Origin of the sequence: Corallococcus sp. EGB (assembly GCF_019968905.1) — a bacterium.
Classification (GTDB): Bacteria; Myxococcota; Myxococcia; order Myxococcales; family Myxococcaceae; genus Corallococcus.
The window spans coordinates 2,897,282-2,923,288 of the sequence record NZ_CP079946.1 but is presented as its reverse complement, the minus strand read 5'-3'; the positions used below and the strand labels follow the sequence as shown (position 1 = coordinate 2,923,288).

General features: G+C 67.7%; 27 protein-coding genes. 5 read left to right on the top strand and 22 right to left on the bottom strand.

What is annotated here, in order from left to right; translation table 11 throughout:
• Window positions 1–39 precede the first annotated feature (39 nt).
• The 5 genes from KYK13_RS12575 to KYK13_RS12555 all read right to left on the bottom strand — a co-directional run bounded on the left by KYK13_RS12575 (window position 40) and on the right by KYK13_RS12555 (window position 6,791).
• The gene (locus KYK13_RS12575; RefSeq protein ID WP_223644394.1) at window positions 40–1,101 is read right to left on the bottom strand and encodes a hypothetical protein; all 1,062 of its coding nucleotides are present in this window, start codon (window positions 1,099–1,101) and stop codon (window positions 40–42) included.
• Window positions 1,095–1,826, bottom strand: a complete 732-nt coding sequence (locus tag KYK13_RS12570) for a C40 family peptidase (protein ID WP_223644392.1) — start codon at window positions 1,824–1,826, stop codon at window positions 1,095–1,097. Before KYK13_RS12570 ends, KYK13_RS12575 begins: the two co-directional genes overlap by 7 nt.
• A 380-nt stretch (window positions 1,827–2,206) precedes the next feature.
• Window positions 2,207–4,237, bottom strand: a complete 2,031-nt coding sequence (locus KYK13_RS12565; RefSeq protein WP_223644390.1) for a hypothetical protein — start codon at window positions 4,235–4,237, stop codon at window positions 2,207–2,209.
• Window positions 4,238–4,482: 245 nt separating this feature from the next.
• Window positions 4,483–6,123 (bottom strand): trypsin-like serine protease, encoded by a 1,641-nt coding sequence (locus tag KYK13_RS12560; RefSeq protein WP_223644388.1) that lies wholly within the window; start codon window positions 6,121–6,123, stop codon window positions 4,483–4,485.
• A 164-nt stretch (window positions 6,124–6,287) separates the two neighbouring features.
• Window positions 6,288–6,791: a hypothetical protein gene (locus KYK13_RS12555; protein WP_223644386.1), complete on the bottom strand. Its 504-nt coding sequence runs from the start codon at window positions 6,789–6,791 to the stop codon at window positions 6,288–6,290.
• A 248-nt stretch (window positions 6,792–7,039) separates the two neighbouring features.
• On the opposite strand from KYK13_RS12555, the gene KYK13_RS39305 reads away from it, so the two are divergent.
• On the top strand, window positions 7,040–7,423 hold the full coding sequence (locus tag KYK13_RS39305) for a helix-turn-helix domain-containing protein (protein WP_223644384.1): 384 nt from the start codon (window positions 7,040–7,042) through the stop codon (window positions 7,421–7,423).
• A 164-nt stretch (window positions 7,424–7,587) separates the two neighbouring features.
• Window positions 7,588–8,085 (top strand): transposase, encoded by a 498-nt coding sequence (locus KYK13_RS39300; RefSeq protein ID WP_370645342.1) that lies wholly within the window; start codon window positions 7,588–7,590, stop codon window positions 8,083–8,085.
• A 2-nt stretch (window positions 8,086–8,087) separates the two neighbouring features.
• Here the strand turns inward: KYK13_RS39300 and KYK13_RS12540 are convergent, their stop codons facing one another.
• A complete protein-coding gene (locus KYK13_RS12540) occupies window positions 8,088–8,783 on the bottom strand; it encodes a phage minor tail protein L (protein ID WP_223644382.1) in 696 nt (231 codons plus the stop codon).
• On the bottom strand, window positions 8,780–9,367 hold the full coding sequence (locus KYK13_RS12535) for a phage tail protein (protein ID WP_223644380.1): 588 nt from the start codon (window positions 9,365–9,367) through the stop codon (window positions 8,780–8,782). Before KYK13_RS12535 ends, KYK13_RS12540 begins: the two co-directional genes overlap by 4 nt.
• A gap of 397 nt (window positions 9,368–9,764) precedes the next feature.
• Here KYK13_RS12535 and KYK13_RS12530 point away from each other — a divergent pair, with 397 nt between their 5' ends.
• Complete coding sequence (locus KYK13_RS12530; protein ID WP_223644378.1) at window positions 9,765–10,208, top strand: hypothetical protein; 444 nt, start codon at window positions 9,765–9,767, stop codon at window positions 10,206–10,208.
• Window positions 10,205–10,717: a hypothetical protein gene (locus KYK13_RS12525; RefSeq protein WP_223644377.1), complete on the top strand. Its 513-nt coding sequence runs from the start codon at window positions 10,205–10,207 to the stop codon at window positions 10,715–10,717. Before KYK13_RS12530 ends, KYK13_RS12525 begins: the two co-directional genes overlap by 4 nt.
• Before the next feature lie 82 nt (window positions 10,718–10,799).
• Here the strand turns inward: KYK13_RS12525 and KYK13_RS12520 are convergent, their stop codons facing one another.
• The gene (locus tag KYK13_RS12520; RefSeq protein WP_223644375.1) at window positions 10,800–14,522 is read right to left on the bottom strand and encodes a phage tail tape measure protein; all 3,723 of its coding nucleotides are present in this window, start codon (window positions 14,520–14,522) and stop codon (window positions 10,800–10,802) included.
• Window positions 14,523–14,629: 107 nt separating this feature from the next.
• On the opposite strand from KYK13_RS12520, the gene KYK13_RS12515 reads away from it, so the two are divergent.
• On the top strand, window positions 14,630–15,208 hold the full coding sequence (locus KYK13_RS12515) for a hypothetical protein (RefSeq protein WP_223644373.1): 579 nt from the start codon (window positions 14,630–14,632) through the stop codon (window positions 15,206–15,208).
• 29 nt (window positions 15,209–15,237) lie between these two features.
• On the opposite strand, the gene KYK13_RS12510 is transcribed toward KYK13_RS12515, so the two are convergent.
• The 14 genes from KYK13_RS12510 to KYK13_RS12445 all read right to left on the bottom strand — a co-directional run bounded on the left by KYK13_RS12510 (window position 15,238) and on the right by KYK13_RS12445 (window position 26,000).
• Window positions 15,238–15,513, bottom strand: a complete 276-nt coding sequence (locus KYK13_RS12510; protein WP_223644372.1) for a hypothetical protein — start codon at window positions 15,511–15,513, stop codon at window positions 15,238–15,240.
• Between the two features lie 26 nt (window positions 15,514–15,539).
• Window positions 15,540–15,992, bottom strand: a complete 453-nt coding sequence (locus KYK13_RS12505) for a hypothetical protein (RefSeq protein WP_223644370.1) — start codon at window positions 15,990–15,992, stop codon at window positions 15,540–15,542.
• A gap of 43 nt (window positions 15,993–16,035) precedes the next feature.
• The gene (locus KYK13_RS12500; protein ID WP_223644368.1) at window positions 16,036–17,184 is read right to left on the bottom strand and encodes a phage tail tube protein; all 1,149 of its coding nucleotides are present in this window, start codon (window positions 17,182–17,184) and stop codon (window positions 16,036–16,038) included.
• 30 nt (window positions 17,185–17,214) lie between these two features.
• The gene (locus KYK13_RS12495; protein WP_223644366.1) at window positions 17,215–17,634 is read right to left on the bottom strand and encodes a phage tail terminator-like protein; all 420 of its coding nucleotides are present in this window, start codon (window positions 17,632–17,634) and stop codon (window positions 17,215–17,217) included.
• Window positions 17,631–18,050: an HK97 gp10 family phage protein gene (locus KYK13_RS12490; RefSeq protein WP_223644364.1), complete on the bottom strand. Its 420-nt coding sequence runs from the start codon at window positions 18,048–18,050 to the stop codon at window positions 17,631–17,633. Before KYK13_RS12490 ends, KYK13_RS12495 begins: the two co-directional genes overlap by 4 nt.
• A complete protein-coding gene (locus KYK13_RS12485; protein ID WP_223644362.1) occupies window positions 18,047–18,433 on the bottom strand; it encodes a hypothetical protein in 387 nt (128 codons plus the stop codon). Before KYK13_RS12485 ends, KYK13_RS12490 begins: the two co-directional genes overlap by 4 nt.
• Window positions 18,430–18,921: a DnaT-like ssDNA-binding protein gene (locus KYK13_RS12480; protein ID WP_223644360.1), complete on the bottom strand. Its 492-nt coding sequence runs from the start codon at window positions 18,919–18,921 to the stop codon at window positions 18,430–18,432. Before KYK13_RS12480 ends, KYK13_RS12485 begins: the two co-directional genes overlap by 4 nt.
• 21 nt (window positions 18,922–18,942) lie before the next feature.
• Window positions 18,943–19,386 carry a hypothetical protein gene (locus tag KYK13_RS12475; RefSeq protein WP_223644358.1) on the bottom strand — a complete coding sequence of 148 codons (444 nt, stop codon included), beginning with the start codon at window positions 19,384–19,386 and terminating at the stop codon, window positions 18,943–18,945.
• Window positions 19,387–19,508: 122 nt separating this feature from the next.
• Entirely contained in the window at window positions 19,509–20,426 is a 918-nt protein-coding gene (locus KYK13_RS12470; protein WP_223644356.1) for a major capsid protein, read from the bottom strand.
• 168 nt (window positions 20,427–20,594) lie between these two features.
• A complete protein-coding gene (locus KYK13_RS12465) occupies window positions 20,595–21,347 on the bottom strand; it encodes a hypothetical protein (protein ID WP_223644354.1) in 753 nt (250 codons plus the stop codon).
• Window positions 21,348–21,377: 30 nt separating this feature from the next.
• On the bottom strand, window positions 21,378–22,577 hold the full coding sequence (locus tag KYK13_RS12460; RefSeq protein ID WP_223644351.1) for a minor capsid protein: 1,200 nt from the start codon (window positions 22,575–22,577) through the stop codon (window positions 21,378–21,380).
• A complete protein-coding gene (locus KYK13_RS12455; protein ID WP_223644349.1) occupies window positions 22,574–24,040 on the bottom strand; it encodes a DUF4055 domain-containing protein in 1,467 nt (488 codons plus the stop codon). The genes KYK13_RS12460 and KYK13_RS12455 overlap by 4 nt, the downstream gene beginning before the upstream one ends.
• Window positions 24,037–24,504, bottom strand: a complete 468-nt coding sequence (locus tag KYK13_RS12450) for a Mov34/MPN/PAD-1 family protein (protein ID WP_223644347.1) — start codon at window positions 24,502–24,504, stop codon at window positions 24,037–24,039. The genes KYK13_RS12455 and KYK13_RS12450 overlap by 4 nt, the downstream gene beginning before the upstream one ends.
• The gene (locus tag KYK13_RS12445) at window positions 24,501–26,000 is read right to left on the bottom strand and encodes a DUF2829 domain-containing protein (RefSeq protein ID WP_223644345.1); all 1,500 of its coding nucleotides are present in this window, start codon (window positions 25,998–26,000) and stop codon (window positions 24,501–24,503) included. The genes KYK13_RS12450 and KYK13_RS12445 overlap by 4 nt, the downstream gene beginning before the upstream one ends.
• Window positions 26,001–26,007: the final 7 nt, after the last annotated feature.

The following is a 26,007-nucleotide window of genomic DNA, read 5'->3' as shown; positions in this document are numbered from 1 at the left end:
GCGCCGCCCTCCCCTTTTCCTCCGCTGCTTCCGCCCATGTCAGTCCACCACCGTCGGGTCCGCCTTCTTCACGTTGTGCGAGAGGATGCCGCTGGACACGTAGGTGTGCGCGCCCGCCACGGTGAGGCGCACCACGGGGCCATGCTCGCCGCGCGTCACCTGGCGCACCACGCCCGGCCACGTGCCCAGCAGCCGCGTGCCGGCCGCGAGGTGGCGCAGTTCCACCCAGGCGTCCTCCGTCCGCACACGGTGGTTGCCGGTGGCCTCCAGCCGTCGGCCGTCCTCCAACTCCAGCAGCCAGCGCACGCCCGCGGAGCGCTCCGCGGCGACGACGGGGAAGACGCCCCACGCCAGCGTCTCCTCGTCCTGGGTACGCACCACCATGCCCACCTCGACTTCGCTCGCGGGCACCTCGCGCCCGTCCGCCAGGAGGATGGGCACCCACGGCGCGGGGCAGGTGCCGCCGCCGGGCGCGGCCCCGCCAGGGCCCGTCTGCCCGCTGCCACCCTCGCCGCCGAAGCCGCCACCACCGCCCCACTCGGTGACGAAGCCGGCGGAGACGACGCAGCTGCCCACCTCCATCTCCCCGTAGCAGATGGGTACTGGGTGGCCCTGGGCGAGCGTGTTGACGGGGCCGTTGAAGACGTAGCTGGGCTTGTTGGCGTCCTTCTCGTCCGGCCCGGTGGCGGTGGGCGGGGCGAAGAGGAGCTGCGAGACGCCCCCCACCACCAGGGAGATGCCCGCGGTGATGAGGGGCATGCCCGCGCCGTACCCGTAGACGGTGAGGACGGCGCCGGCGGCGATGAGCACCGCGCCGGCCACCACCTGGAACCAGCCGGACTTCGCCCCGGCCAGCGCGGGCATGAGGGTGAGGACGCGCGCGCCGGTAGGCATGCCCAGGTCGCCCTCCCCCACGTCCCGCTTGCCCGCGAAGACGTGGTAGCCGGGCTCGCTGTTCTCCGCGAGGTAGCGGCGGAAGCCGTCGCAGACGGCCGAGAGGGCCCGCACAGCCTCCGCGGGCGAGGGCACGGAGAGGTCCAGCCTCCAGACGCGCCCGAAGCGCTTCCCCAGGGGCCCGCCCAGGACGATGGTCGTCAGCATCGGGACGCGTGCCTCACGACACGCTGGGTGATGCGGGCCCAAAAGCCGGAGTACGTCTCCCGGCCGGACAGGCGCCCCATGACGTGGTGCAGGAGGACGTCCCCGCCCAGGTACACGCCCGCGTGGTTGGGCACCGGGGCACGCAGCTGCATGAGGAGGACATCGTGCTCGCGCGGGGGCTGCCCCGTCACATCCACGAAGCCCGCGCGGCCGAAGCCCTCCAGGTAGAGATTGCCGCCCTTCGCCCACCAGTCGTCCGGGCGCTCGAAGTCGGGCAGCGTTAGGACCAGGCGCTCCCGGTAGTAGTCCTGGATGAGGGAGTAGCAGTCGAGGACGCCGTGGCTGAACGTGCGGCCCACCAGCGGCGGCCGGTAGCCGTCGGGGTAGCAGAGGCGCCAGTGCCCCACCGGCACGTTGAGGATGAGCCAGGGCAGGCCCCAGCGCTCCATCATCACCCGGTCCGCCTCGCTGGGCTCCGGCGCGGCGTTGGGGTGGGAGTGCACCACCGCCACCACCTCGCCCTCCCCTTCCGCGCGGGCGTAGTCCTCCGGGGAGAGGACGAAGTGCGCCTGGCCGGCGGCGAGGTTCCGGCAGGGGCGGTACCGCTGGGCGCCGTCCACCAGCACCACGAGGCCGCAGGACTCGCGAGGGTAGTCCGCCTGGGCGTGGGCAAGCGCGGCGCACAGGACGTCATTGGCCAGCGTCAGCCGGCAGGGGTCGCTCATGCAGGCATGGTGCGGGACCGCGTGGACAGGATCCGCCCAATGCACTCAGCGAGGCATTGCGCCGGGCATAGGCGACGTAGAAGGCCACCTTGCCGTCCGCGAGACTTCTGCGAAACAGTAGCCATCGCGCCGGGGCCCACCATCCGCTTCACCATTTGCGTCTTGAATCCATCCGTGTACGGCACTACGTCCTGTCGGCTCTCGCCCCAAGGAGTGGGCATCCCTGCCGCTCAGCCGAGGCGACAACTTCCCTGACGCAGGGGACTACTCGCTACCTGCGTGCACCCTCCATACGAATTGCCGGGGAGCCGAAAGCGGATCAGGCCCAGTTCCAAAAGCGGAACTTGGCATCCGAGTGAGGACGCCAGGGACCGGCCCGCTCAGAAGAGGTGAACGAGTGGGATGTAGTAGCCGATCTGGATGCCGATGGAGCCGCTGCTGACGTCGGTCTGGAGCTGGGGGGCGTAGCGGGCGTCGAACGCCAGGACGAAGCCGTGGTACTGGAGACCGATTTGTCCGCCCAGCATGAGTGACGTGAAGGGACTGGGCGCGAATTCCGCCTTCTTGTCCTTCGGATCTTCCTCTTTAGAATCCTCCGCATCCGGGATCTTGCGCACGGTCGTGATGTATTGGCCAACGTCCACGAAGTTCAGGGCACCGAAGACGCCGAGTTCTTCCGTAAGCAAGTAGTGGCCGGTCAGGCCAATCGGGAAGGACGCCTGGAGGCCATACTTCGGGTAGATACGGTCTCCGTAGACATTCCGCAGGCCCAGGATGCCCGGAGTCACCCCTAGCGAGCCGGAAAACTCCTTGACGCGGAGCACTCGCTCAGCAGCAACGTCGGCGAGCGCATTGACGGCTTGGGCTCGCCGCTCTCGCCTCTCCACCGGAGAGAGAATTCGGTCCGGAGGGTTGCTGTAGCTGGCGGCGTAGGATGAGAGCGCGCCTGCTGCCCGCAGCCCCCGGGAGAGATCGGCCTCGTTCTGGTTGACCAACTCCATAGCCAACACCGCGGCGAACGCAAGCACCGCCGTAGGAGGATCCTGGTTGAGCACACCCACGGTCAGCGACCGGAGGCTGCTCACCTTCGCGCGTAGTTGCACGCACCGGAGTGTGCTCGTGCCAGCACCACAGTCCGCTTGGAGCAACAGATCAAAGACATCGAAGGCGAGGAGGGCCGCACGCTGAATTGCCTGGCGCGCGTCCTCGCCCTTGCGCGGAGCCATCACCTCCACGCCCTGTTCAACCAGAGAGATAATCTTGCCCTCCAGGTGCTGGTACTCAGGCATTTGGGAGAGTGCCTTGACCTGCTCCGTCGAGTAGCCCGAGAACGGCGTGAAGAAGCGCGAGGGGTCGTGCGTGATGTTACGAATGGCGTTCGTGTCGCAGCGACCGTTCGCGTGGCACCATGCGATGGCACCAGCGGCCACGACCAGTCCCACCTTCGCGGCATCACCCTGACTCAGCTGAGTCAGTCCAGTGTTGGCCGTCAGCTTCGTGTCCCCGTCCAGAAGTGTCTTTTTGAGCCGCTCCAGAATCTGCTGCACGAGCAACTGCGCGTCCGAGAGGTTCGGTGCCTCGAGCTGAGAGGAGACTAAGACGGTCGCGAGCCCTGCGAGGATGAGCGCGTAGGCTTTCGTGATGTTGCCTGCATCCAGGAAGGACACGCACTCGGGCTTCAATCGCGCGGTGGGCTCGAAGCAGGCCGCGTACCGATGACGCAGCATGCCGGCCGTGAACTGGCCCAGGTCCACGAGCATCGCGCGGCGCAGCACGTTCCCCACGTTGTCGAGATCCTGGAGTGTCAGCCGATGAATGGCCGAGCAGGTCTGCGAAAACACCGGATGCAACGCAGGCTGCGCGGCGAAGCCCGAAATGCTGGGGATGAGCTGGTCGAGATGCTCGTCCACCCATCCTCCGCAGAGCTGGTAGCTGATGCGCTCCTTAGCGACCTCCAGCGCCTGGGCCTCGACGCGCATCACGGCAACGTCGGCCACGGCCTGGAGCATGTCGTTCAGCAGCGGCTGAGCCTCCTGGGCGAGACTCCGCTGCCCACTGGAGATGGGCGTATACACCTCTCCCTGCTGGCCGAACCCCTCGACCAGTTTCTCGATGGAAGGCATGTTCGAGCATCGGAAGGTGATAGGGACGCGCTCCCACTCTGGGGACGTAAGAATCTGATCCGGGCTCCCTCCATCCGTTGGGGGAAATTGACCTCCCTTGGAAATTCGCTTGTAGGCAAATGCGTAACGCGCAACATCATTACCGCAGGCCATGCTTGCCTCGAAGTCTGCGGGGAAGGAGAACACGCTCCAGGCAAGATTGGCGTAGGGGTCCGTGGGGTGCTGCTGGGGAAGCGCCGAGAACGACACCTGCCATTCCCCCGCCTCCAGAATGACCTTCTTGGACAAAGGCGCTGCCTCAGCGGGATCCCATACCACCTCCACATGCGCGCTCTCAGTGCTCTCCTTGACCTTTACGCGATCAAAGCTGCACCGAGTCCGTGTCGGTGGAGTCGTCATGGGAGTGACCATGAAAACCTTGGTGCTCCCGACGCTGAGAAGCCCCCTCCCCAGTGGAATAGGGGCAATGGGCTCGGCGGCCGAAGCCACAGCGTGAAGCAGCCCCAAACACAGTACAATGTACACCCAGCGATTCATTCCGAATCCCCTCCCTGCACGGCATGACGCTTGTGGATGTCTTTGAGCAGAGGATCTAGCCAGGGTGCGATTTGATCGATTCGCGTGTAGATTCCGCCCTGACCACACGCCACCGTTGCACGGCTCGTGGTTCGAGAGGTCACCCCGAGGAGACGACGCTGCGGGAGCCAGGCTCGCGTCACCGGATCTACGCAAGCGGGGATGGGAGGTACGAGCTCGAAGAGCCCCCCCCCGCTATCCCCCTGGCAGGTATCCCTTCCCGGGCTGCCAGGGACGAACATCTCCAAGGACGGGTCACATCCGGTCTCCAGTGCAATTTCCCGGTCACACCCCCAGCCTCTTCCGTCTAGCGCCAGCGCATGCTTGAAGCCGAAGCCCAGCTCGCCTTGTGGAGTTGATGTCCCGAAGCCCACGTGGGAGAGCGCACTCGTTGGGGGGGAGACGTCCCCTGAATGGCGCCGTGGCGGCGAGAGAACCTTCAATGGCGCCTCCAGTTCCAACACCGCAACGTCCGCTCCGAGCTCACTGGGAACGTGCACCCGGACGGCCCGCCGCAACTCCGCGACTGCATGGATGGACTCGCCGGAGAGCACCGTATCGGCGGGCAGGCAGTGGCGAGCTGTGAGCACGGCATGCGGGGATATGACCACCCCCGAGCACCAATAGCGCCCCCTCATGCCGACCGCGACGACCTCGGGGAAACCAGCCGGCGCTGATTCGCAGCTCGGGCATGGCAGTTCATCAACATCGCCGTCACAGTCATTATCTATGCCGTCGCAGATTTCGGGGTCGCAACAGGTGCTGGAGAGATCGCAGGTTTCCTTCAATAGCTTGACGAACTTCGCAGCCAGTTCATTCACACTGTCAGAACTGCCTGCGGAGAAGCTGCTGATCTCGGCGCGCAGTTTCTCTGGGGCCATGTCATTCAGCGGAAGGAGGTTGACGCCTCCATCGCAACCCTTGGGCACGGACGCAGGAGGAGGAAGGCTTGATAGTTCCGCCCCGGTCGCAACTGATTTCAGGAAGTCGAGATCAGACCCAGGACGCAGTTTGCTTCCGGCATCCTGGGCACGCGCGGGATCGATGACGAAGATGTGGCTGAACTGGTGGCGCGCTTCCAGCCAAGCATTCCGCATGTCCGTCACAAGTTCACCGTGGGGGGCACAGTCGAGCTTTGATTTGGCTTGGAGGCCAACCAATACGCCGTATTCGGGAATACCATCCGTTGCCAGAATGAGGATGCTGATGCCCGTCGGTGCATCTGCAGGCCGAGGATGCTGAGATGCCCAACGAATCGCCTCCGCCAGGGGAGTGTTGTCCCTATTGAGTTTGTTCCTGTTTCCAGCATCGGCGGTTGCGGCGCTCACTCGGGCAAGAAAGGACTCCCGCTCATCCTCGGTCTTCTCATTGAAATGAGCGAAGACTTTATCCGTGGTGCAGTCTGTGCCCCCGTCACAGGCAGGGAACCACTCCAATCGCTGCGTGGGGGCCCTCCCATCAGGCCTGCGCGCGACCGTGGGGCGGGGTGCATAGAACCCTCGGGCCACATAGAAAATCTCACATTTGAGGTCGCCCCACTGTGGGCTCGAAAGAGCGCGTTTGATTGCCGCGAAGGTATGTTCAGCAGCCGGATCCATGCTCCTGGAACGATCAAAAGCCAGGACCAGCGAGACGTTCCCTCGAACGTTGCAGTCCTTCTGTGTCCCACTGGCATGTGCCCCTCCCGACAAAGCCAGGAGCAGGCTCACAAGGCACCCCGCCAAGAGGCCACGCCCTCGCCAGGCTGACGACATGAATATGGTCACGGCTTCGACTCCGCCCCCTTCTTCTGCTCCTCCACAATTGGATTCTGGCACTCGATGTACAAGTCCAGCAGGTATGCGTCGACTGCGCATTCCGAAGATCCGGCCTTCTCCCCCCAGCAGAGGGCCCCATTGGCTGTGCTCGCGCCCTTAGGGAGCGAGTCGACGTGAGCTTCGACCATTAACCATGCGCCTGCTTCGACCTTGATTGCATGGGCATCCTCCCCCTGCTCGTTCGGCGCAGTGCAGCTATTGCTCGGATTCATGGGATCACACGTCAGCTTCACAGGCCCGAAGCCGCGCACGAACCCCTCGTCCGTCACCGCGAACCGGATGGGCTGATCGCCGCATCTCAAGAGCAGCGAGTGCGGTTTGTCGCCGGCAACGTCGGGGCGTTCTCTCAATCGGAACCGCCAAGGGCTGCATCCAGCCGCGACGATCGACGTGGTCAGGATGTACAGCAAGAGCGAGAAAGCCCGATTCGAAACGGAGCGGGTCACCATGATGAATCAGTATCAGGCTCCCGCGACTCCCAATGCCAGCGATTGGTGAAGACAATCGCCTGGGTAGAGGCCGACCCTCCAGTGCATGGTACAAGACCAGGAAACGTGCTCCACTAGTCCTTTGATCGGGTGGAGATTAACGGGCGAACTGTCGCTGTTGCTCCGGGTATGAGGAGGCACACGAGAAGCCAAGGGTTGAAGCTGAAGGCGGCGGACAGCGCAGCGCTGAAGGCGCTGACGCACCGAGGATGCGAGTCAGTGCGGTGTTGTGGCGAGCCCGGGTGCTGCAACTGCTAGCGGCGGGCTGGCCGGTTGTGGGAGTGACCGAGGCAGTGGGCGTCACTGAAACCACGGTGCGCACCGTCCGAAGACGCTACCGGGAGGAGGGGCTCAGCGCAGCGCTTCATGAGAAGCCGCGGCCTGCGGCGTCGCGGCGCCTCACGGAGAAGCAGGCCAGCGAGGTGGTCGCCATGGTGTGTGCACCGCCGCCTGCGGGGCGCGCCCGCTGGACGGTCCGCCTCATTACGCGGGAAGCAATACGCCGGGGCCTGGTTCCGGAGGTTAGGCGGGAAACCGTGCGCGAACTCCTCCTGCGTCATGACTTGAAGCCGTGGCGGGAAAAAGTGTGGTGAGTGCCAAAGCTGGACGCCCAATACGCCCAGCAAATGGAAGACGTGCTGGAACTGTACCAGCGGCCCGTGTGCCCCACTGAACCCGTCAGTTGCTTCGATGAGCGACCCGTGCAGTTGCTGGAGTGGGTACGCCCAGCATCGCCCGCCTGCCCTGGGCGTGAGGCATGTCGGGACTACGCCTACTTCCGCTGTGGCACGGCGAATCTCTTCTGCGTGGTGGAGCCCAAGGCAGGGTGGCATTTCGTGAAGGCCACACCCAACAGAAAGAGTCCGGCGTTTGCCGAAGCCCTCCAGGACATCGCCAAGCAGTACCGGAGGCGAACACCATCCACCTGGTTCTGGACAACCTCAGTACCCACAGCCGCCATGCGTTGGAGGTGCGGTACGGGGTATGTGCAGGGCGTCGGCTCTGGCGTCGATTCACTCCATACTACACGCCCGTCCACGGCAGTCGGCTCAATCAGGCGGAGGTGGAGATTTCCGTGCTCTCCCGTCAGTGTTTGGGAAGGCGGCGTATCCCCACGCTCGACAAGCTTCGCTGCGAAACGCAGGCATGGCAGAAGTGGGCCAACCGCCACCAGCTCCGGATTCGCTGGCGATTCACTGTGCCGAAGGCCCGAGCGAAATTCCATTACCACCACACTGACTTCACCCGGTCATAGGATTAGCGGATGAGTCCGACCGCAGGGAATCCGCCGTACGGAAGGACGTTCTTCTCCCCAAAGCGCAGCTTGCAGCTCGCCAGGCGCTTCCCGCACCGATCCTCGGTGGCGCTGAACGTGGGCGTGTCATTCCGCTTCGCCACCGGAGGGCCGGCGTAGCCGCAGCCCTCGCCGCGGTACTCCCAGGGGCACATCTGCGTGATGATGCGCAGCGGGATGCGGACACCGTCCAGGTCACACTTCGCGGCCAGGCTGAACTCGATGACGTGTTTGTTCTCCACCGTCTTCTGGTCCACCACGAACTCGTCATCCGGGAAGGCGTCCAGCGGCGAGGCGGTGGGGTTGACGCCCCCGGGGAAGTTCACCGCGTCCAGGTAGCGGACGAAGGTGCGCTTCCGCAGGACACGCGCCCCCAGCAGATCGTTCAGGTCCCGCGCCATGGCGCCGATGGTGCCGGCGACATTGGCGAGCGTCAGAGTGGGCCGGGGCAGCCGCCCCATGCCGGACTTGTCGAATCCCTTGACCTGGATGGCCCAGGGCTCATAGGCCATGCCCTGCCAGACGACGGGCCCGCGGAGCCCGTTGGTGCCCGCGTGGAAATGGCTGACGCCCCCGCCAGGCAGGTTGGTGGCGTCCAGGACGAAGAGCTCCACAAGGGCCCCCGCGTCTAGCCTCTGGATGTCGCTGGCGATGCTCACCCTGCCTCCTCCTGGAACGTCGCGGTGAAGTCGTAGGCGTTGAAGCCCTTCGCGGTGCGGTGCCACTCCTCGCACACGACATGCGCCACCAGTTCACCCGCGCCGGCGAACGTGAGCGCGGCCCCGGCGGCCGGCGCTGCGGCAAAGGTGACGAGGCCCGAACCGGACAGTTCGTAGTCCGTCCCCTCCACCTGGGTGATGCCCGCGACATAAACGGTGGGCGGTGCCGTCCAGTCCCCGGCAGGCACCAGCAGCTCCGGCACATCCGCGGAGAGCGGACGCTGGAGGAGCCACTGCGTCCGGCCCCCATCCCCCACCCCGAAGGGCTGCGCGGTGACGGCCCAGGCCGTGTCCAGGGTGACGAACTCGAAGGCCTCGACACCAGCACGGGCACGCAGGAAGGCCTCCAGGCCGTCCGCGTCCACCTTCGAGAGGCTGGAGAATTGGAGGGCCCACCGCCGCAGGACGGGGTTGAGCCCGTCCCCGGATCGCTGCGTGTAGCCCTCGCCGAATTGCGCCTTGCGCACCCGGGGCACCGAGTCTGCCTGGGCCCCGTAGTCCGGGGTGTAGGGGAAGCGCTGCATGCCCTACCGCCTCCCGCCGAGTGTCAGCCTGCTCATGCAGGCCATCTTCGGCGGGAGCGTGGACGACGGCCCCGGTGAGGCGTCCGCCCATCAATGCCATGGCAAGGCACGTCGACATCACCGTCTGGGTCGGCGGCAGCTACCTGTGGCTGCAGGAAGGCGCTCCATGCCAGAAGCAGGCCGGAGAGTGGAGGGGCGGCCGCTACATCTCCATGATTCGAGTCGAACGGGCGGAGTTCTTGCCCGGAAGTTCGGCTCCTCTGTCCCCCACTGGGCGTTGTGCGAATCGCTTGTCTGTGAACAGACACCGCACCGCGCAGCCCCTGCCGCGGTGCGATGACGAGCGCGCACGCTTCCCACCAGCCCTGCGGTTGGCGCCGCAGATGAGGGGGAGCCCATGTCGAACCTGCGCGCGTTGCTGGTGTGCCTGCTGGCCAGTCTCTGGGGCGGGTGTGGAGCGGCCGTCATCCCGGCCACCGAGTGCAATCAGTCGGATAGCACGGTCTCCTGTTGCCTCAAGCGACACCCGGGCGCTCACGAGGCCTGTGGTGCCGACGCGCCTGCGGAGCGGATGCTCGGCGCGCGCGGGACGCGCATCGACAGCAAGACGCTGTGGCAGAAGGGAAGGGTCCGCCTCGATGTGGAGAACCCAGCGCCCGGCGTGCGCCCCGGGCAGCTCCACTTCCAGGATGCGCAGACAGGGGCGAAGTACCTGTACAACCCCGCGACGCGCAGCTTCACCAACGCGCCCCGCTGGGTGAACGAGCTGCTGACGACGGACGCCAAGTTTGCCTCGTCCGTCCAGAAGGGGCTGTACTACCTGGGTGAGGTGGCTCCGTGAGGTTGAACCTACTGATGCAGGCGTACCTGCGGAACGCCCAGGTCCAGGCGGTGCAGGCGCGCCCGCTCACCCCGAGGATGCAGACGCTGCTTGATGAGGGTGTCGTGGGCAGGCATGGCCTCTGGGTGTGGCGGCGGCAGGCGCTGGAGGTCGCCCCGGCCATCCAGCCCCACTTCCCGGACGCCACCGGCTACGAGTGCTTCACGAACAAGGTGCACGTCTCCGACTTCGTGGGCGCCTTCGATGAGGAGCCCTGGGAGCGCCGGCTGCCGCTCAAGGAGCAGGTCGGCTACGGACTCCGGCTCGCGCTGGAGCTGCAGCGCGTGCTGCCAGCGGAGGAGCGTTTCACCACCATCCTCGGGTGCAGCAATGCCTGCACGCTGCGCTTCCACCTCTCCCGGCCTGGCGAACGATGGCTGGGGGAGAACCTGGAGGACTACCCGCGTGACGCCCTCCTGGAGCTCGGCAACCGGGACGACCTGAGCGGGTGGGCTGCTCACCCATTTTGACGGGTAGGGCTGCCGCCTCCACCGCGCACCACCTGCTCGGGTGAAACCTACTCCGGGCGCCACATCCCGAGGTGCACCTCCCCTACCTTCCCCGGACGAAGGTGTACGTCATGCCGCCAGGGGCCATCTCCTCGCGCATCACCTTCCGGACGGCGTCAGCGAGCCTGCGTCCGAGGCGCTCCGCCTCCGCGCGTCCTCCCTCCCCTGACGCGCTCACCTGGGAGGAGCCGTCCGCGTAGACGGTGACGGCAATGGGAATCTGCACGTCCCCTCCCCCCAGCGCCTCGTTGGGGACGATGCGGCCGGAACTGGAGGGGATGAAGAGCTCCGGCCCGAGTTCGCCCACCAGGTGCGCCTGCTGCGCACGGACGGGGCCTCCGGCTGCGTGCGCACCGCCCAGCATGAAGTCGTAGGTGCCGCTCATGTCGGCGCCGCCGACCATCGTGGGCATCCCTCCACGGCTGCCGGACGAAACGCTCCCACTGAGGGCGTCCATGCCCAGGTTGACGAGGGCCATGAAGGCCTTCTGCGCCGCCAGCCGCGCCAGGTCCTTCAGGATGCCGTCCACCAGGGAGGAGAACTCCAGCCGGCCCGTGGTGACGAAGTTCGCGAAGGCGTCCGACATGTGCTGCGTGGCCGTGCCGACGATTTCCTTCGTGTAGCTGAAGCCGCCGTTGATTTGGTCCTGAAGGCGCTCCATCTCCTTGCGGTACTGCTCCACGGTGATGCGCTGGTCATCGAAGAGGCGCTGCACCATCTCCATGCGCTTCCGGAGCGCATCCATCGGGTCGAGCTGCGCCTGGAGTTGGTCCATCTCCTTCTTCAGCGCCGCCTCGGCCTTCCCATCCGGCGTCCACAACTCGCGCGCCTTCGTGAGCTGCGTGTTGTAGTCCTTCAGCGTCAACCGCCCCGCATCCAATTCCTCCCGAAGAAGCTTCTGGGCCTGGGCGTACTTCGTCGCATCCTGGTTGCCCAACTCCCGGCCGAGCTCCTGCAGCACCCGCTTCCGCTCCTCCTCCGCCTTCTTCAGCTTCTCCGTCTCCTCCTTCTGCTTCCGAATAGCCTCCAACTGGGCGATGGCCGCGTCCGCCCGCGCGATCATCTTCGGGTCCTTCAGCGAGCGGTACTCGTCGGAGAGCTCCTTTGCCTCGTCCTTCGTCTTGCCGAGGGTACGTGCTTCCTCCTCCAGGTTCATGAGCCACTGCTCTTGGCGCTTGAGCAGCTTCTCGCGCGCCTTCTCCTCCTGCGCGGCCTCTTTGAGGGACTCCTTCGTGTTCGCGGCTCTCGCGTCGGCGCCGGCAGCGTTCGCCTTCGCCTCTTCCAATCGAGCCTCTTTCAGCCGCTGGAGTCCCTTCTCAATGTCCGCGACGCGCTGCTGTTGCGCGGCAAGGTCCTTCTCAAGCGGGACGAGCTTCTCCTCAATCTGCGGTGCGAACCTGGGGTCCTTACGAGCACGGGTGAAGTCTTTGATGTCGGCGAGCCCCCATCGGTAGTTCACCGTCATGATCAGGTTCTGCTTCTTCTTCACCTCCTCAGCCAGACGCGCCACTTCGGCCCTGGCATTGGCGAGGTCCTCACGCGTCAGCTTCTCGTAGACGGCCGACAGCTTCGCGACGCTGTCCACCTCGTCGGTGAGCAGGTCTTGATACCTCCCACCGAGCGTGGCCATTTCCGCCTTCGCGATGTTGAGCGCGGTTGCTGCCCGGGTCTGGTCCTGGAGAGCCCGGGTTTCCTTCAGCAACTCAATGACGATTTGACTTCCTCGGCTCGCGTTCGAGCCTGATTCCTGTGCGAATTGGCGCGTCTTCTCACGAGCCTCGTCAGCGGCGCGACCGAGTTCATGGAAGGCCGCGACGGCGAGCGTGAGCGCGCCCGTGACGATGCCAATCGGCCCCCCCATGAAATCCAGCGCCGCCTTCCCGGCGCGCGCTGCCACGGAAGCACCCTCAATGGCCGCAGCCTCCTTCACCTTCGCGAGGGCCAGTTCGGTGGAAGCCAGGGTTGCCTTCTTCGTCGCGGACATCAGGCCGCCCTCAACCGCCGCGGAGGCCTGCAGGGCCGCGTACTTCTTCTCCAGCATGGCTTGCGCCGAGCGCAGGGCGGCGATACGGCTCTCGTCGGCGGAGCGTGTGTACTTCGCTTCGGCAAGCGCAGCGTTCGTCGCGGATTCACGCGCCTGGTTGAGCGCCGTGACCTTCGACATCAGGCCCTTCACCCACTCCTGCGCCCACGCCGCACCACGCATGGCGGCCACTACAACGAGCGCTTCCCCGAAGAACTTCACCGCAGTGGTTGCTGTGTCGAAGTTCTCGGTCAGTCCCCGGATGGCCGGCTCTGCCGCTGAGAGGATGTCGCCACCTACCTCGCCCTGGAGCTCCGCGAAGCGGGCCCGGAGCTGATCCAGGGCAAACTGCGGTGTCGAGGCCATCTTCTGAAAAGCCGCCTCGGTACGCCCGGCGGAATCTTCCATGTGCTTCAGCGACGCCGCGAAGTCAGCGGACGCGGTGCCGGTGAGCGTCATCGCGGGCAGCAGAGCCTCCACGCCACCGAAGAGCATGGCCATCTCCTCGGTGCTGCCTTCCGTCTTCTCATTCACGTCCTGGAGGAAACCGGCGAGTCCTTTGGCCTTCAGTGCGGTGATTGAGAACTCCAGGCCGAGCGCATCCGCGAGCTTCGCCGCGTCGTGGGACGGCTTCGCGACAGCGGCGATGATGGCCCGCAGGCCCTCCATGGATGTAGACGTCTGGATGTTGTTCTTCGTGAGAGCGCCCGTGGCCGCGAGCAACTCCGCGAGGCTGACGCCCGTCTGGGAGGCAATGGGGGCCACTCGGCCGATGAATCGCGCCAACTCCTCAATGCTCGTCTTCCCGTCCGCCGCAGAGACGAACATCATGTCCGCAGCCTGGGTGACGTTGCGCAGCTGGCTCCCGTAGCTGGCCATGACGCCCGTCAGGCCGTCCGCTGCCGTCCTCACGTCCGTCACGCCGCCGATGGCCAGCTTGTTGGACACGGTGAGCAGCTCCGTAGCCTTCGCTGCGTCGCTCGCACCCGCGCTGAGGATTTCGTAGAGGGCCCCGGCCTGGTCCGTAGGTGTACGACCGAACTGGTTGCCAAGCTCCTTCACCTTCGCGGTGAGGGAGTCCATCATCCCGAGTTGATCCTGCTCGAGCACTGTGGACACCTGGGCCATGGCCGTCGAGAAGCGAAGCGCCTCTTCCGTGGCGCTCTTGATGGCCGCTCCGGCCGCCGCGACGCCGAGAAACTGGCCCACCAGGCTCTTCATCCCGTCCGCGAACTTGCTCACCGGGGGCTCGGCCTTCGCGGCCTCCTCCTTCACCTTGCGGAGCGCGTCCGCCGCCCCCTCCTTCTGCTTCCCCATCTCGTCGAAGCGCTTGTTGAGGGATTCCACGTGCCCGAGGAAGCGCGACAGCGCGGACGTGTCCGCCAGCGCCGCCTGAAGCTTCCCAGCTGCGCCTCCGAGGGACATAAACTGGGCCTCTAGGGCCCCCGTCGCCGTCGCCGTCGCTGTAAAGGCCGCTTGAATCTTCGCGGCGGACTGCTCCAGCACGGAGAGGTGCGAGGTGGCGGCCCGAATGTCGGCCAGCGCCTTCGTCGTGCTGCCCAGGCTCCGCGTCGCCTGGGCGAATGCCTTGCTGAGGGCCTCGGTCGCCGACTCCAAGCCCGTTGTCTTCCGCTCCGTCTTCTCGGCAGCCGCTTCCACGCCGCCCAGCGTCGTGACGGCCTCCTTCGCGTCGGACGTGTCGATGCGGATGCTCAGCTCAGCCAGGTCGAAGCCGCCGGACATGATGATCCTTGATTGCTGCAGGTGAAGTTGGGAATGACAGGGTCAACCGGCACCCTGGCGGACATGCCCAGTGGCGACGAGCAGCAGCTTGTGGTCGGCTTCAGGCCATGCGCGCACATCTCGTCCTCATGGGCCTGCTGTCCCTCTCCGCATGCAACCGGCGGGAGAAGGAGATGGAGCAGGCACGGATCGCCAGCGTCCAACGCGAGAATGAGAAGCACGGAGGCGACGACCTGAACTGGGAAGCGACAGGAGAACGGCACACTACGTTTCTTCTGGTGCGGAACTACGGCACAAAGGACCCAGCTCAGCTCCGCGAGGCGATGCTGAAGGGGCTCCCGGGCCTTGATGCGGGCAAGGAGGAGATGGAGCGAGACGGGTTCACCCACATAGGCCTTCGAGACCGGGACACTGGCATCGTGATGACCAGGCCTGTCTCCGAGCTTCGAGGCATGGCTGCCGCAATCGTCGATTTGCAGGCTGGACCCGAACAGGACGCGCCTGCGCACGAGCTGCCCTCGTGGGCAGCAAAGGCTCCTGACATGCACAAGGACGCGAAGCAGATGCGATGTGCAGAGAAGGGAACGCACGCCTGCTGCTCTTACGTCAGCAAAGAATGTGTGTTCGTCCTGTGTCGTAGCGACGACTTCAGGCAATGGAAGGAAGAGGGTGACCGCTGCAATTGATTGCACCTTCGCCCTCCCGTCCAGCGTCGCTACTTCTTCGAGACTTCGACTAGGAACGCTTCATCCAGCCGGCGGAGCATCTGCACCTCGAAGGGCGTGGGCCGGTAGCCGGAGAGGCGCACCCAGGCCTCGATGTCCGGGAATGAAATGGGGTTGAGAGTGAAGGCGCCGGCGCCTCGGGCGTTGGACATCTCCGCGAACCACCCCCACACGTGGGCAAGGGCGTCGGGCAGCGGAGGCGCGTCGAGCAACTCCGGCGGAGGCTTCCCGGTGGCGCGCTCCACCTGCTCCAGGTGGGCACGCACGGAGACACCCTCGGCGTCGGTGCGACTCAGGCGAAATTCGTGGCGGGCGAAGTCGAGGAGGCGCTCGCCCTCTCCTCGAAAAAACTCGCGCGGTCCGAGATGGCCTCGTCCACCTGGCGACGCAGCCACGGGTGGGCGGTGAAGAGGCGCCGGGCGTTGTCCGGGGTGAGGGGCACTTCCTTCGCGCCCTCCAGGACGCCCGTCCAGGAGACGGTGCAGGCCACCAGCAATTCCAGCGCGTCGGCCTCCATGTCCCGCGGCGACTCCTGCCGGGCGCGTCGGCCGGCGCGCGGCGCACTGGCGGTGGCCTTCTCGATGATGGCGCGCGTGGCGTCGCGGTAGCGCGGCGAGTCCGCGCTGGCCACCTCCACACGCATGCCCGTGGGTAGGCCGGTGATGGGGTGGAGGATGTCCACGGTGAGGGTGTCGTGGCGGATGAGGCTGGAGAGGTCGAAGCCGGAGGCGGGGGCGGTGCTCATGAGGTGCTCCTGGTGAGGGGGAAAGGGCTGCGCAGGCCGCGGGCTACGCGTTGCTGCGCTGGTAGAGGATGGAGGCGCCGGACACCGGGTCCAGCAGCGCCGTGAAGGGCATGGACACCTGGACGGGCCCTTCCTTCGGGTTGTCGAGCTCGCCGCCCGTGTACTTGAGGCGGGGAATCCGGAGGGTGTGGAAGTCCGTCCCGTTCACGTCCAGCAGCACCACCTCCAGGGAGGACTCGGCCTCGTCGAGGAACTTCGCGAGCAGCTCCTGCCCCATGAAGTACGCCGAGAGGGTGCCGGACACGCCAAAGCCCCCCTCGTGAATCTCCGTGGCGGAGCGCTGGCCGATGACGCCCTTGGTGGAGCGCCCGTTGGTGATGTCCAGGTCCAGGGAGGTAACGTTGGCCACCAGCTGGCCGCCCTCGCGCAGGCTGCCGGTGAAGGCGTCGAAGGGGCTGTTGGTGCCCGGGGGCGTGACGGTGGCCGCGTGGGACGCCGTGGCCATCTGCATGTCCTTGCCCAACAGCGTGAAGGTGCCGGTGATGATCTCCTCCGGCTTGATGGAGAGCTTCAGGCTGTCCACCGCGCAGCCGCGGTAGAGGGCGTACTGGTTGATGTCGGTGAAGGCGCGCTCGAAGGAGAACGTCTTCAGGACGGTGCCGGACTTCAGCCGGCGGCCCACCAGTTCCACGGAGCGACCGGCGGCGGCCACGTCGTCCTCCAGCTCCAGGTCCACGGTGAGGGCCAGGGCGGTGACGGCCTCGACGCGCGCGCGGCCGTTGTTGCCGGCCTCCGCGAAGCCGGACACCAGCACCTGGTCCCCGGGCAGGAAGCCGTCCGCGAGGAAGCTGCCGGCGGTGCGCACGAAGGTGCCCGTGGCCGCGTCCGCGGCGAGGGAGACGCTGCCGGTGGTGACCGTGGCCCAGGTACCGCTGAGGGCGGCCTCCAAGAGGTCGTCGAAGGTGGCGAGGGAGAGCTCGAAGCCGATGTCCCCGCCGACACTCACCATGCCGTGGCGCAAGTCGGAGAGGTGCCTGTCGGCCCGAATCTCGTTGGACTGGTAGTTGGCCTTCGAGAGGTTGAGGCCCGTGTTGGTGAAGCGCAGCGCCTTGTAGGTGGTGCTGGCCGCGACGCCGAAGCTGGCCTCGGGGGTGAAGCGCAGCGCGGTGCGCTGGCCGGAAGCGGAAGGCATGGGTTTCTCCTGTCGCGCTAGGCGACGGTGCTATGCGTGGACGAGCCAGAAGACGGAAACGGGACGCATCCACCAGGGCTCCTCGCGGAGGCCCGGCCCGGCGGAGGCGGACTGAATGCGGACAACGGTGGCGCCCGCCTGCAGCGAGGTGCCGCGCGCGAAGCCGTCGCACACGGCCTGGGCGGCGGCATTGGCGGCCCCGGCGCCCGCGCCCAGCAGGAAGAAGAGGGACACCTGGAAGACGCCCGGGTGGCGCGTCTGGGCGTCCTGGCCCAGCCCGGCGGCAGCCGTGCGCGCGGGCAGGTGGTCCACCCGCGCCCAGGGCGTGCCCTCCTTCGGCGCGAAGAGGACGTTGGGGAAGGCGATGTTGTCCGCCCCCACCACGGGCTCCAGCACCTCCGCGGCTCGCGCCTCCAGCGCCCGGGGGATGTCCAGGAGGACGGTGCTCACTTCGCCGCCTCCTCGAGGATTTCATTCACGTTGGCGAGGGTGACGCGCACCATGCCCTTTGGGGCCTGGTCGCTCCAGCCGAACTCCAGCCGGCGGCCGTAGGGCAGGTTGTTGGTGACATAGAGGGTGTCGCCCAGCTTCACCCTCTCCAGCTTCGGCCCCTCGCGTGAGACGGTGCCGCTGCCGTCCTTGTCCTCCGCCTCCACGGTGCCGGAGGGTCGCTCAGCGATGCCCAGCTGCCAGTTGCCGCGGAAGCGCCCGGTGTCCACCGGGGAGGCGGTGACGACGTTGGCCAGAATGCCCAGCGCCGTCTTGCGCACCACCTCGTTGGCTTTCGCCTCGGTGGCCTTTGCGAAGGCCTGCACCTGTTTCGAGAAGCGGGCACCCTTGCGGATGCGCCTGTCCACCTTCGTCATGCGGACACCCGGAGAGTGAAGAGGATGGGGGTACCGCCCAGTTGCGTCGGAGGGTCCGCCCGCAGCACGCGCCAGGTGCGGCCCTCCAGCGGACCCACGGTGTCGCCCGGCGCCGGCACCACCGGTAGGCCGCCGGCCGCGACGAGGAGTTTCCGCCGGTCCGCGCGGGCGGTGCCGCCGTCGGCGAAACTGTCCCCTTCCCTGTCCTGGCTGCTGTCCGCCTGCACCAGCACCTGGACGGGGTACGTCGCGGTGGACGCCACCACCTTCGCCGTGGCCACGTCGTAGGCGCCTGGCCCAGCCCGCGTGAGGGTGGCCTGCTGGCCGAAGCGCTTCACCAGCGCCAGCGCCTTCGCGGCGAGCCTGTCGGCCTGGGCGCTCATCCGCGCACCGTGGTGTGGACGCGGATGCCGCTGGCGCTTCCCTGGACGAGGGGCGCCAACAGCGCCAGCACCTGGGAGGGGATGGGCCGGTGCGTCTCCTTCGACGTCTTCAGCGGGCCCACCGTCACGCCCTCGTCCACCACGGGCCCGAGGCCGGCTGTCCAGTCCTCGCCCAGCAGCCGGAAGGCGAACTCCGCCACTGCGGACTTCACCCGCCGGGGGACGGTGTCGGCCGCCAGCGGGCACCCGTCCAGCACCACGCCCCGGCGCGGCCAGGCCAGGGACTGCTCCGCGCCGGCGCGCGCGCCCACCCACTCGCAGCGGGAGTCCAGGACGGACGTGGCCCACTTCAGGTGCCGCTCCTTCGCCGCCACGTCAGCGGCGCCCCAGGCGTCGTTGTGGCCGCGCGCCGCGTGGTAGGCGTCCGCCTCCGCGACGTCGCAGTAGGAGTCGGCGAGCGGGCCGCCAGGGGTGGTGTCGAGCGCCATGGGCAGGTCCTCGCGCGCGGGCTACTTCGCCGCCTTGCCGGCCTTAGGCGCCTTCTCCTGTGCGTCGGTGGCGGGCGCCTCGGGGGCCGCCGCGGTGCCGGTGGCCTTCAGCGCCTCCGCCCGCGCCAGCCGGGCCGCCAGCTCCTCGCGCTCACGACGCGAAGCCTCCAGTTCGGCCTGGAGGTCCTCCATCGCCTCGCGGGCGCGCGCCACCTCCTTCGCGCTGGACGTCTCGCCCGCGGAGCCGCCCTTGCGCTGGTGCTCCTCCCACTTCGCCTGGGCAGCCTCGAAGTCCCGCGAGTCGCGCGGGTACGCCGAGTGGTACGTCGCCAGGATGTCCAGCGCGGACTGCGCTTCCGCCGGCACCCGCGCCACGCCGCCCACGAATTCGAAGCCCGCGAGGACGCACGACGTCCCCGCCCGCGGGCCCACCAGTTCCACTTCCACGAAACGATTCGCAGCCACGAAGTACTCCTAGGGAAGGCGGCCAGCGAGCGCCGGCCGAGAGGTTGAGAGGTGCAGCGCGGGGGCACACTGGCCCGGGAGGACGCGCGCGGCGTCCCCTCCCAGCCCTGTGCCCGCCACTGCTAGTTGGTGATGCCCTTCGCTACAGCGAGCGCGAGGTCGCTGTAGCAGGCCAGCCCGCAGTAGAACTTCACGCGGGTGATGGACTCGTCCTTCGTCTCGGACTCGCCGATGCTCTTCACCTGGATGCCCATGGCCTTCTTGGCGTGCAGGCCGGAGATGCCCACGCGCCGGGTGCCGTCATCCAGGCAGCCCGCGATGATGCTGGTGGACGTCGTGCTGCTGCCCTGCGTCTGATTGATGGGCATCCAGTCGTTGCGGAAGATGGGGACGTTCTCGTACTCCAGCACCTCCTCGCCGCTCGGCAGCTTCAGCGTCTCGACGATACCGGCGCCACCCTGGCCGCGCAGCAGCGCCTTCAACGAGCGGATGGTGCGCGCGTGCATCATCAGGAAGTCCACCTTCCCGTCCTTCGCCTTCACCGCGTCCAGCAGTTCGTCCAGCAAATCGAAGGAGACCGGCGCGCCGTTGGCGCCCGCCGTCAGCGTCTGGCCGGCGCTGACGAGGCCGAGCAGGCCCACGAACTCGTCGTTGGCCCCCGTCCCGTTGATGAGGAGGCTGGAGTACTTCCGGCCCACCGCCTTCGCCTTGCCGGCCACCTGCACGGCGAGCTGGTCCGTCGTGTCCGAGTGCGTGGCCTCGATGAAGTTGTCCACCTCGGCGTCGCCGACGATGCGCTTCAGGGGGCTCGTCACCTGGGTGAAGGTGGTGGCCGCCTTCGCGGAGATGGTGCCGCCGACGCCGAGCATCTGCACGTCGCCCAGGACGTTCTCCCGGTTGTAGACGGCTGCGGGGCCCTCGACGGGCTCGAAGGGGAGGACTTCGAAGAAGCGGTCCACCGTGACGATGTTCTCGATGATGCCGGAGACCAGGTCGTTGTTCGACAGCTTGGCCGCCTCGGAAAGGATGACGGAAGGCATGGAAAGGCTTTCTTCCTCGTGTGAGAGGGAAAAGAAGACGGGTGGGCGGACGCGCTACGGCGAGGGCTGGGGAAAGCCCTGTGGACGCGTCTGGTTTGGAAAGAGAGTGGCTGCGTCCGGGCATCCCGCCCGGTTTGCTTCAGGCCGCATCCCGCACACCTGAAACGGTTACTTCAACTCCGCCAACCCCTTCGCGATCCGCTGCGTCGAGGTGAGCTTCTCACCGCCGGGCATCCCGCCCGTTTTGCCCCCCGGCGGCGTCCCGCTGCCGGAGGAGCCCGAACCGTCGAAGGCCCGGGCGAAGTCGGCATTCTTCTTGAGCTCCGCGACGAAGTCCTTCGGCGTCACGTAGCCACCCGTCTTGTGCTCGCGAGGCTCACCCTTCGCGTCCACGATGACAGGCAGAAAATCGCCGTCTTCCTCAATCACTTTCACATAACGCTCGACGTAAGGCAACAGCAACGCCGTGCTTCCCTTCGCGTCGGCGATGGCGGCGAGCGACTCCGCGCGCGCGACGCGCTGGTGGTACGTGGTGCGCATGCGCTCGATGGTGGAGTCCTTCTCGGTGAGCAACTTCGCGTGCCCGGACTCCAGCTCCGCACGCTGCTTCTCCCACGCGGCCGCGCCCTCCTTCCCCTTCTGCGCCTCGGCGAGCTGCGCGCGCAGCTCGCCCATCTGCTTCTCCACCTCGTCCGGCGTCTTCCCCAGCTTCTGGTAGCCAGCCACCTGGGCCCGCAGTTCCTTCACCGCGTCGCGCTCCTTCTTCAGCGCGGTGCTGAGGCTGGTGGTGTCCGTGCGCTTCACCAGGTCCGCGTCGAGGGTGTACTTCGCGCCCTCCCCCTCCCCCTTCGCGTACAGCCCGCGGAACTTCTCCGGTACGATGTCCAGCGTCTCCAACTCGTGCTGCCACTCGAAATCCACGTGTCTGCCTTTCTCGGCCCACCGGGCCGACTACAGCTGTGCCTTCTTGAAAGCGGCGGCCTCGGCGGTGCGCAGCTCATCCAGGGTGAGCGTCTTGCCGCTGGCGTCCGTGAAACTGCCGAGGCTGAGCCCCCCATCGCGGAAGAGGCGGCCGCGCGCGGGGCCCAGCACCTCGTCCTGGAAGTTGCTGGACTGACGGCGCAGCCAGTCCTCGTAGGACAGGGACTTGGGCGCGGAGCCGATGTTCTCCCGGGCCCAGCGCTCGCGGATCCGCCGCACGGACGCGCCGCGCTCCTTCTCCGTCATGTCGTTCCAGGCCTCGCCAGCCTTCGCCTTCGCCTCGGCTCGGAAGTCGATTTCCCGGCTGCGCCTGTCGCGGGTGTCCCGGACGGTGGGCCTGTCGCCCACGAGGCGCACGCCGTCGATGACGGGGATGGTGGTGCTGCGGCAGCGCCAGTGGGCAGGCGGGCGCGGGCCTCCGCGCACCGGGAAGGTGTGGCCGTCACGGGAGGCGCACAGCAGCGTGGTGCGCCCGTCCAGCGTGGACACCCAGCGCACCTCGCGCACCAGGTCCTCGTTGGCCCGGTACACCTCCTCGCGGGCCTGGGTGGCCACGTGGTTGAGGGCAGTGCGCGCCACGGCCTCCGCGCCGCGGCGGCTGTCCTCCAGTGCCCCGTCCCCGCTGACGAGGTCCCGGACGATTTGCTGCGTCGTCCGCCCCTCCACCACACCTGCCTGGATGGTGCGCTCAATGCGCGCCAGGTCCGCCGGCTCCATGCCGGCCACCCACGTCTCGAAGAGCGCGCCGTTGAACGGGCGCGAGAAGACGGCCGCCTCCAGCACCTCCGCCGTGGGCGCGGCGATGGAGACGTCCACGATGAGCGTCTCCTCCAGCAGGGCTACCTGCCACCGCGCCTCGTACGCCGCGAAGGAGGCGGACTCCTCCGTCAGCGTGCTGGCGATGGCGGCGTAGGCCCCGGCCCGGAGGATGCGCACCTCGGACAGCAGCGCCGCAATGCGCTCCGTCGTCTCGTGTCCGGCGTCGTACCCGCCCGCGTCCTCGATGGCCTGGAGGCGCGCGGCGAGCTGCTCCGTGAGGCGCTCCTCCGTGTCGTTGAGGAGGGCGACCACGCGCCGGGCGACGCCCGCCTTGTAGCGCTCCAACTGGACGGCATGCGCGACGGAGCGCTCCAGCAGCTCCTCGTTGGCGGTGGGGTCGGCGGTGCTCACCGCTCACCTCCGGCGCCCTGCCCCGGCGGCGCCTGGGCACCGGCCGCCGGCGCCGTGCGGAGGCTGCTAAGCGCGGGGCCCTCGCTCGCCAGGCGCTCCCCGTCCGTCTCCACGTTGAAGTCGGCCATGAGGACACCGCGGCGCTTCAGCTCCGACAGGAAGGCCTCGCGGGAAATCTCCCGGGCAGCGCGCGCCTTGAAGAGGACGTCCAGTCCCTGGGCGTCACCCTCGGAGATACCGAAGTCGGTGTTCACCTCCACCTTCAGGCTCGCGTCGTCCACCTCCAAGGCCAACCACCGGGCCGCGAAGTAGAAGGCCAACTCCAGCGCGTCCCCGAAGGACTCCGCCATGGCCTGCAGCTCGGAGTGGGCCTGGGCGGTGTTGATGGACTTCTCAGTGGCCGTGGTGGAGCCCGACTTCCGGACGAGGAGCTCCACGCCCAACATGGCCATCTCGTCCTTCAAGTCCTCCAGGTCCTGCCGCCCGGCAGCGATGGCCGCGCCGGTGTGCTCCACGTAATAGAACTTCCCCTGCGGGCTGCTGGTGGTGAGGAGCGCATGCGGCCCCACTGGCACCTTCCCCGCGCCCTTGCCGCCCTCCCCGCCCCCGTCCGGCTCCAGCCCCGAGGCCGCCAGCATGGGGAAGCGCGCCACGGTGAGGACGTTCCGCTGATCGCTCGCGGACTGCCAGTGCTCCACGTTCTTGTCCGCCAGGTCCATGAGAGGCGGCTTCGCGGCACACAGCGCGGTGCGCTCCCCGGCGTACCAAGTAACGAGGGGCACGAAGCCCAGCGTGTTGGGGCCGCTTGCCGCCACCTCCCACTCGCTGGTGCCACTGCGCTCGTAGATGGCCCAGTTGTCGCGCTCGAGGACGCGCACCCGCTCCACCTGCACCTCTTCGAAGCCGTCCCGGCGCGTCTCACTCTCGCGGATGCGCACGTGGGTGAGTACCTCCACCCCATTCACCGTCTCGGCGTATGCGGCGATGAGGGACTCGGCGGAGACGTGGACGAAGTACGGGCGGAGGCCGGCGCGCTGCTCGTCTTCCAGCGTCTTCACCGTCTCCGGGTCCACCGCCGGGAAGTCCACGAGGATGTGGGCGAGTCCCTTGCCGAGGCCGTCCCGGAAGACGCCGCGGGCCCAGGCGGTGATGTCGCTCCCCTGCCTGTCCACGTCATCCACCAGGACGCGCAGCGGCTCCGGGGCGGCCTCGCCCAGGCGCACGGGCTTCGAGAAGGGCTTCGCGGCCAGGTTGCGCACCGTCTTGCCGAAGACGTTGAGGAGGACGGCGCGCTGGAGGCGCTCCTTGTACGCCGCGTCCTCCTCCGCGTGGTACTGCGGCAGGTACGTGCGCCCGGCGGCGCGCATGGTGCTGGTGCCGCCCAGGAGGGCCAGGACGAGTGCCCACGCGGGCTGCATGGCCCGGTAGGCACTGCTGGGGGTGCTGACGTCGGCGGCGCTCATTCGGCGGGCTCCATGCGGCGGATGGCCGCCTCGCCGCGCACTGCGGTGAAGAGCCCTACCTGCAGGCGCTCACGCATGCTGGGATTGCCGGCCACCACCATCTCCAACACCCAGCCGCGCTTGTCGCTCAGCGCGGACCGCGCGGCCTCCTCGTCCGTGCCGGAGAGAATCGGACTCCCTCCAGGATGGGTGTGCCAGTCGCCGATCCAGTGCAGGCGCGGACGCACCCGGGCCAGGAGGCGATTGTCCCGGCCCCGGTCCGCCTCGAAGCCGAAGCGGTTGCGCACGGCCTTCCGCCCGGGTCCGGTGACGGCGAGCACGCAGGCTTCGCCGTCCACTACGGCGCCCAGTAGCAGGCCGCCTGTCTCCAGCGGGGCGCGCACCCGCGCCAGGCGCAGGGCCTTGGCCAGGACGCCGGGCGCCAGGCGCACGCGGTAGCCGTCGGAGACGTACGCCGTGCTCACTCGACCACCTCCCAGTCGGTGGCGAGGAGGTAGTCCTGAGTCACCATGCCAAGAGTGGCACCACCCGCCATGAGGATCTGCTCCCCGTCGCTGGTGTCGAGGTAGATGAAGCGCGGGAGAATCATGGACGGCTTCCGCACCTTCTTCCCCGCGCGCATCTGCGCCAACGCCCACCCGAAGTTGTGGATGGGCTCGGTGGGCGTCTCGGACGCGGGCTTCGACTTCATCGCCCGGACATCCCGGGCCCAGTCCTTGAGGGCCTCGCCCCGGGCCGTGTACTTCGCGCGGTTCTCCTCGAAGCCCGTCGTCTTCGAACACCAATCCTGGGTGGCTGCGTGCTGCTCAGTCTCCACCGCCACTTCCTCCAGCACGGCGTCACGCTCGCGCACCAGGAGCTGCCGGATGCGCTCCACGAGCGGCACGTCGGCCGTGTCGTCGCTGGTCCGGGAGGGCACGCCCTGCTCGGACACGGAGCGGAGGCGCTGGTGGACGCTCTTCACGGCCGCGCCCTCCAGTGCCGACTGTGACTTCAGGGCGCGGATGTCTCGTGCGGCCTTGTGGCGCTCCGGGTCTGTGGTGCCGTGGATTCCGCACAGCGCCGCAAGCGCCGCCTCCTCCAGCGCTGCGTCGCGCTCACGCGCAAGCAACTGCCGCACGCGCTCGACGAGCGGCACGTCCGCGCCGTTGGCATCCGTCGAGGGCACGCCCATCTCGCCCAGGTAGCGGTACGCGGCCTCCCACTCGTCGGCGGTGCTGCCCGGGGAGTTGCGCAGCCGGCGCTCCACCTCGGCCAGCACCGCCTCCAGCGCCAGGGGCCGGGTCTCCCGCTCCGCGCCAGGGTTGGCGGCATCTCCCGGGTAGAGGACAGACGACAGGTGTCCAGCGACTTCGGCACGAGTGCTGTCGCGGACCTGCTGCTCAACAGCATCACGGTCCTCGCTCAACACGTAGCGTCCTGCGTTCTCGCGAAGGCGCGCCACCTCGGCCATCAACTCCTGGAGACTCAGGTCCGGCTTGGATGATCCGGGGTAGAGGATGTCCGTCAGCTGCTGGGCCAGGGCGCCGACTTCGGCCCTCAGCTTCCTGGCATCGGCCACGCGTGTCGCCACCTCGCCAATGAGGCCATCCGGCGTTGAGTGCCAGGGGCTCCTCCCCGGAAAGAGAATGGCCTCGAAGCGGGCGGCAACGGCCGCGTGCACTCGGCGTTCCTCCGCGCTCGAGACGGGCGGGCCCTTCTTCTGCTGGGCAAAGCCCTCGGCTAGCGCATCCTTGATGCTCTGGACCCGCTCCTCGCTCTTGCGGGCCTGAATGGCGTCCGGCCACAACGGTTCCGTGGCGGTCGAGCAGAATCGGCGGATGACGCCCAGCGCCTGGTGGCGCGTCCCCGCGGGGTGCCCCGTCAGTGCGGCGTCCACAGCCCGCACGACGCTCTCCACCAGCGCGTCGTGCCCCGACTGCGCCGGGGCCGAGACGTACTCTGCACATTTCGTAGTCACGTGCGGC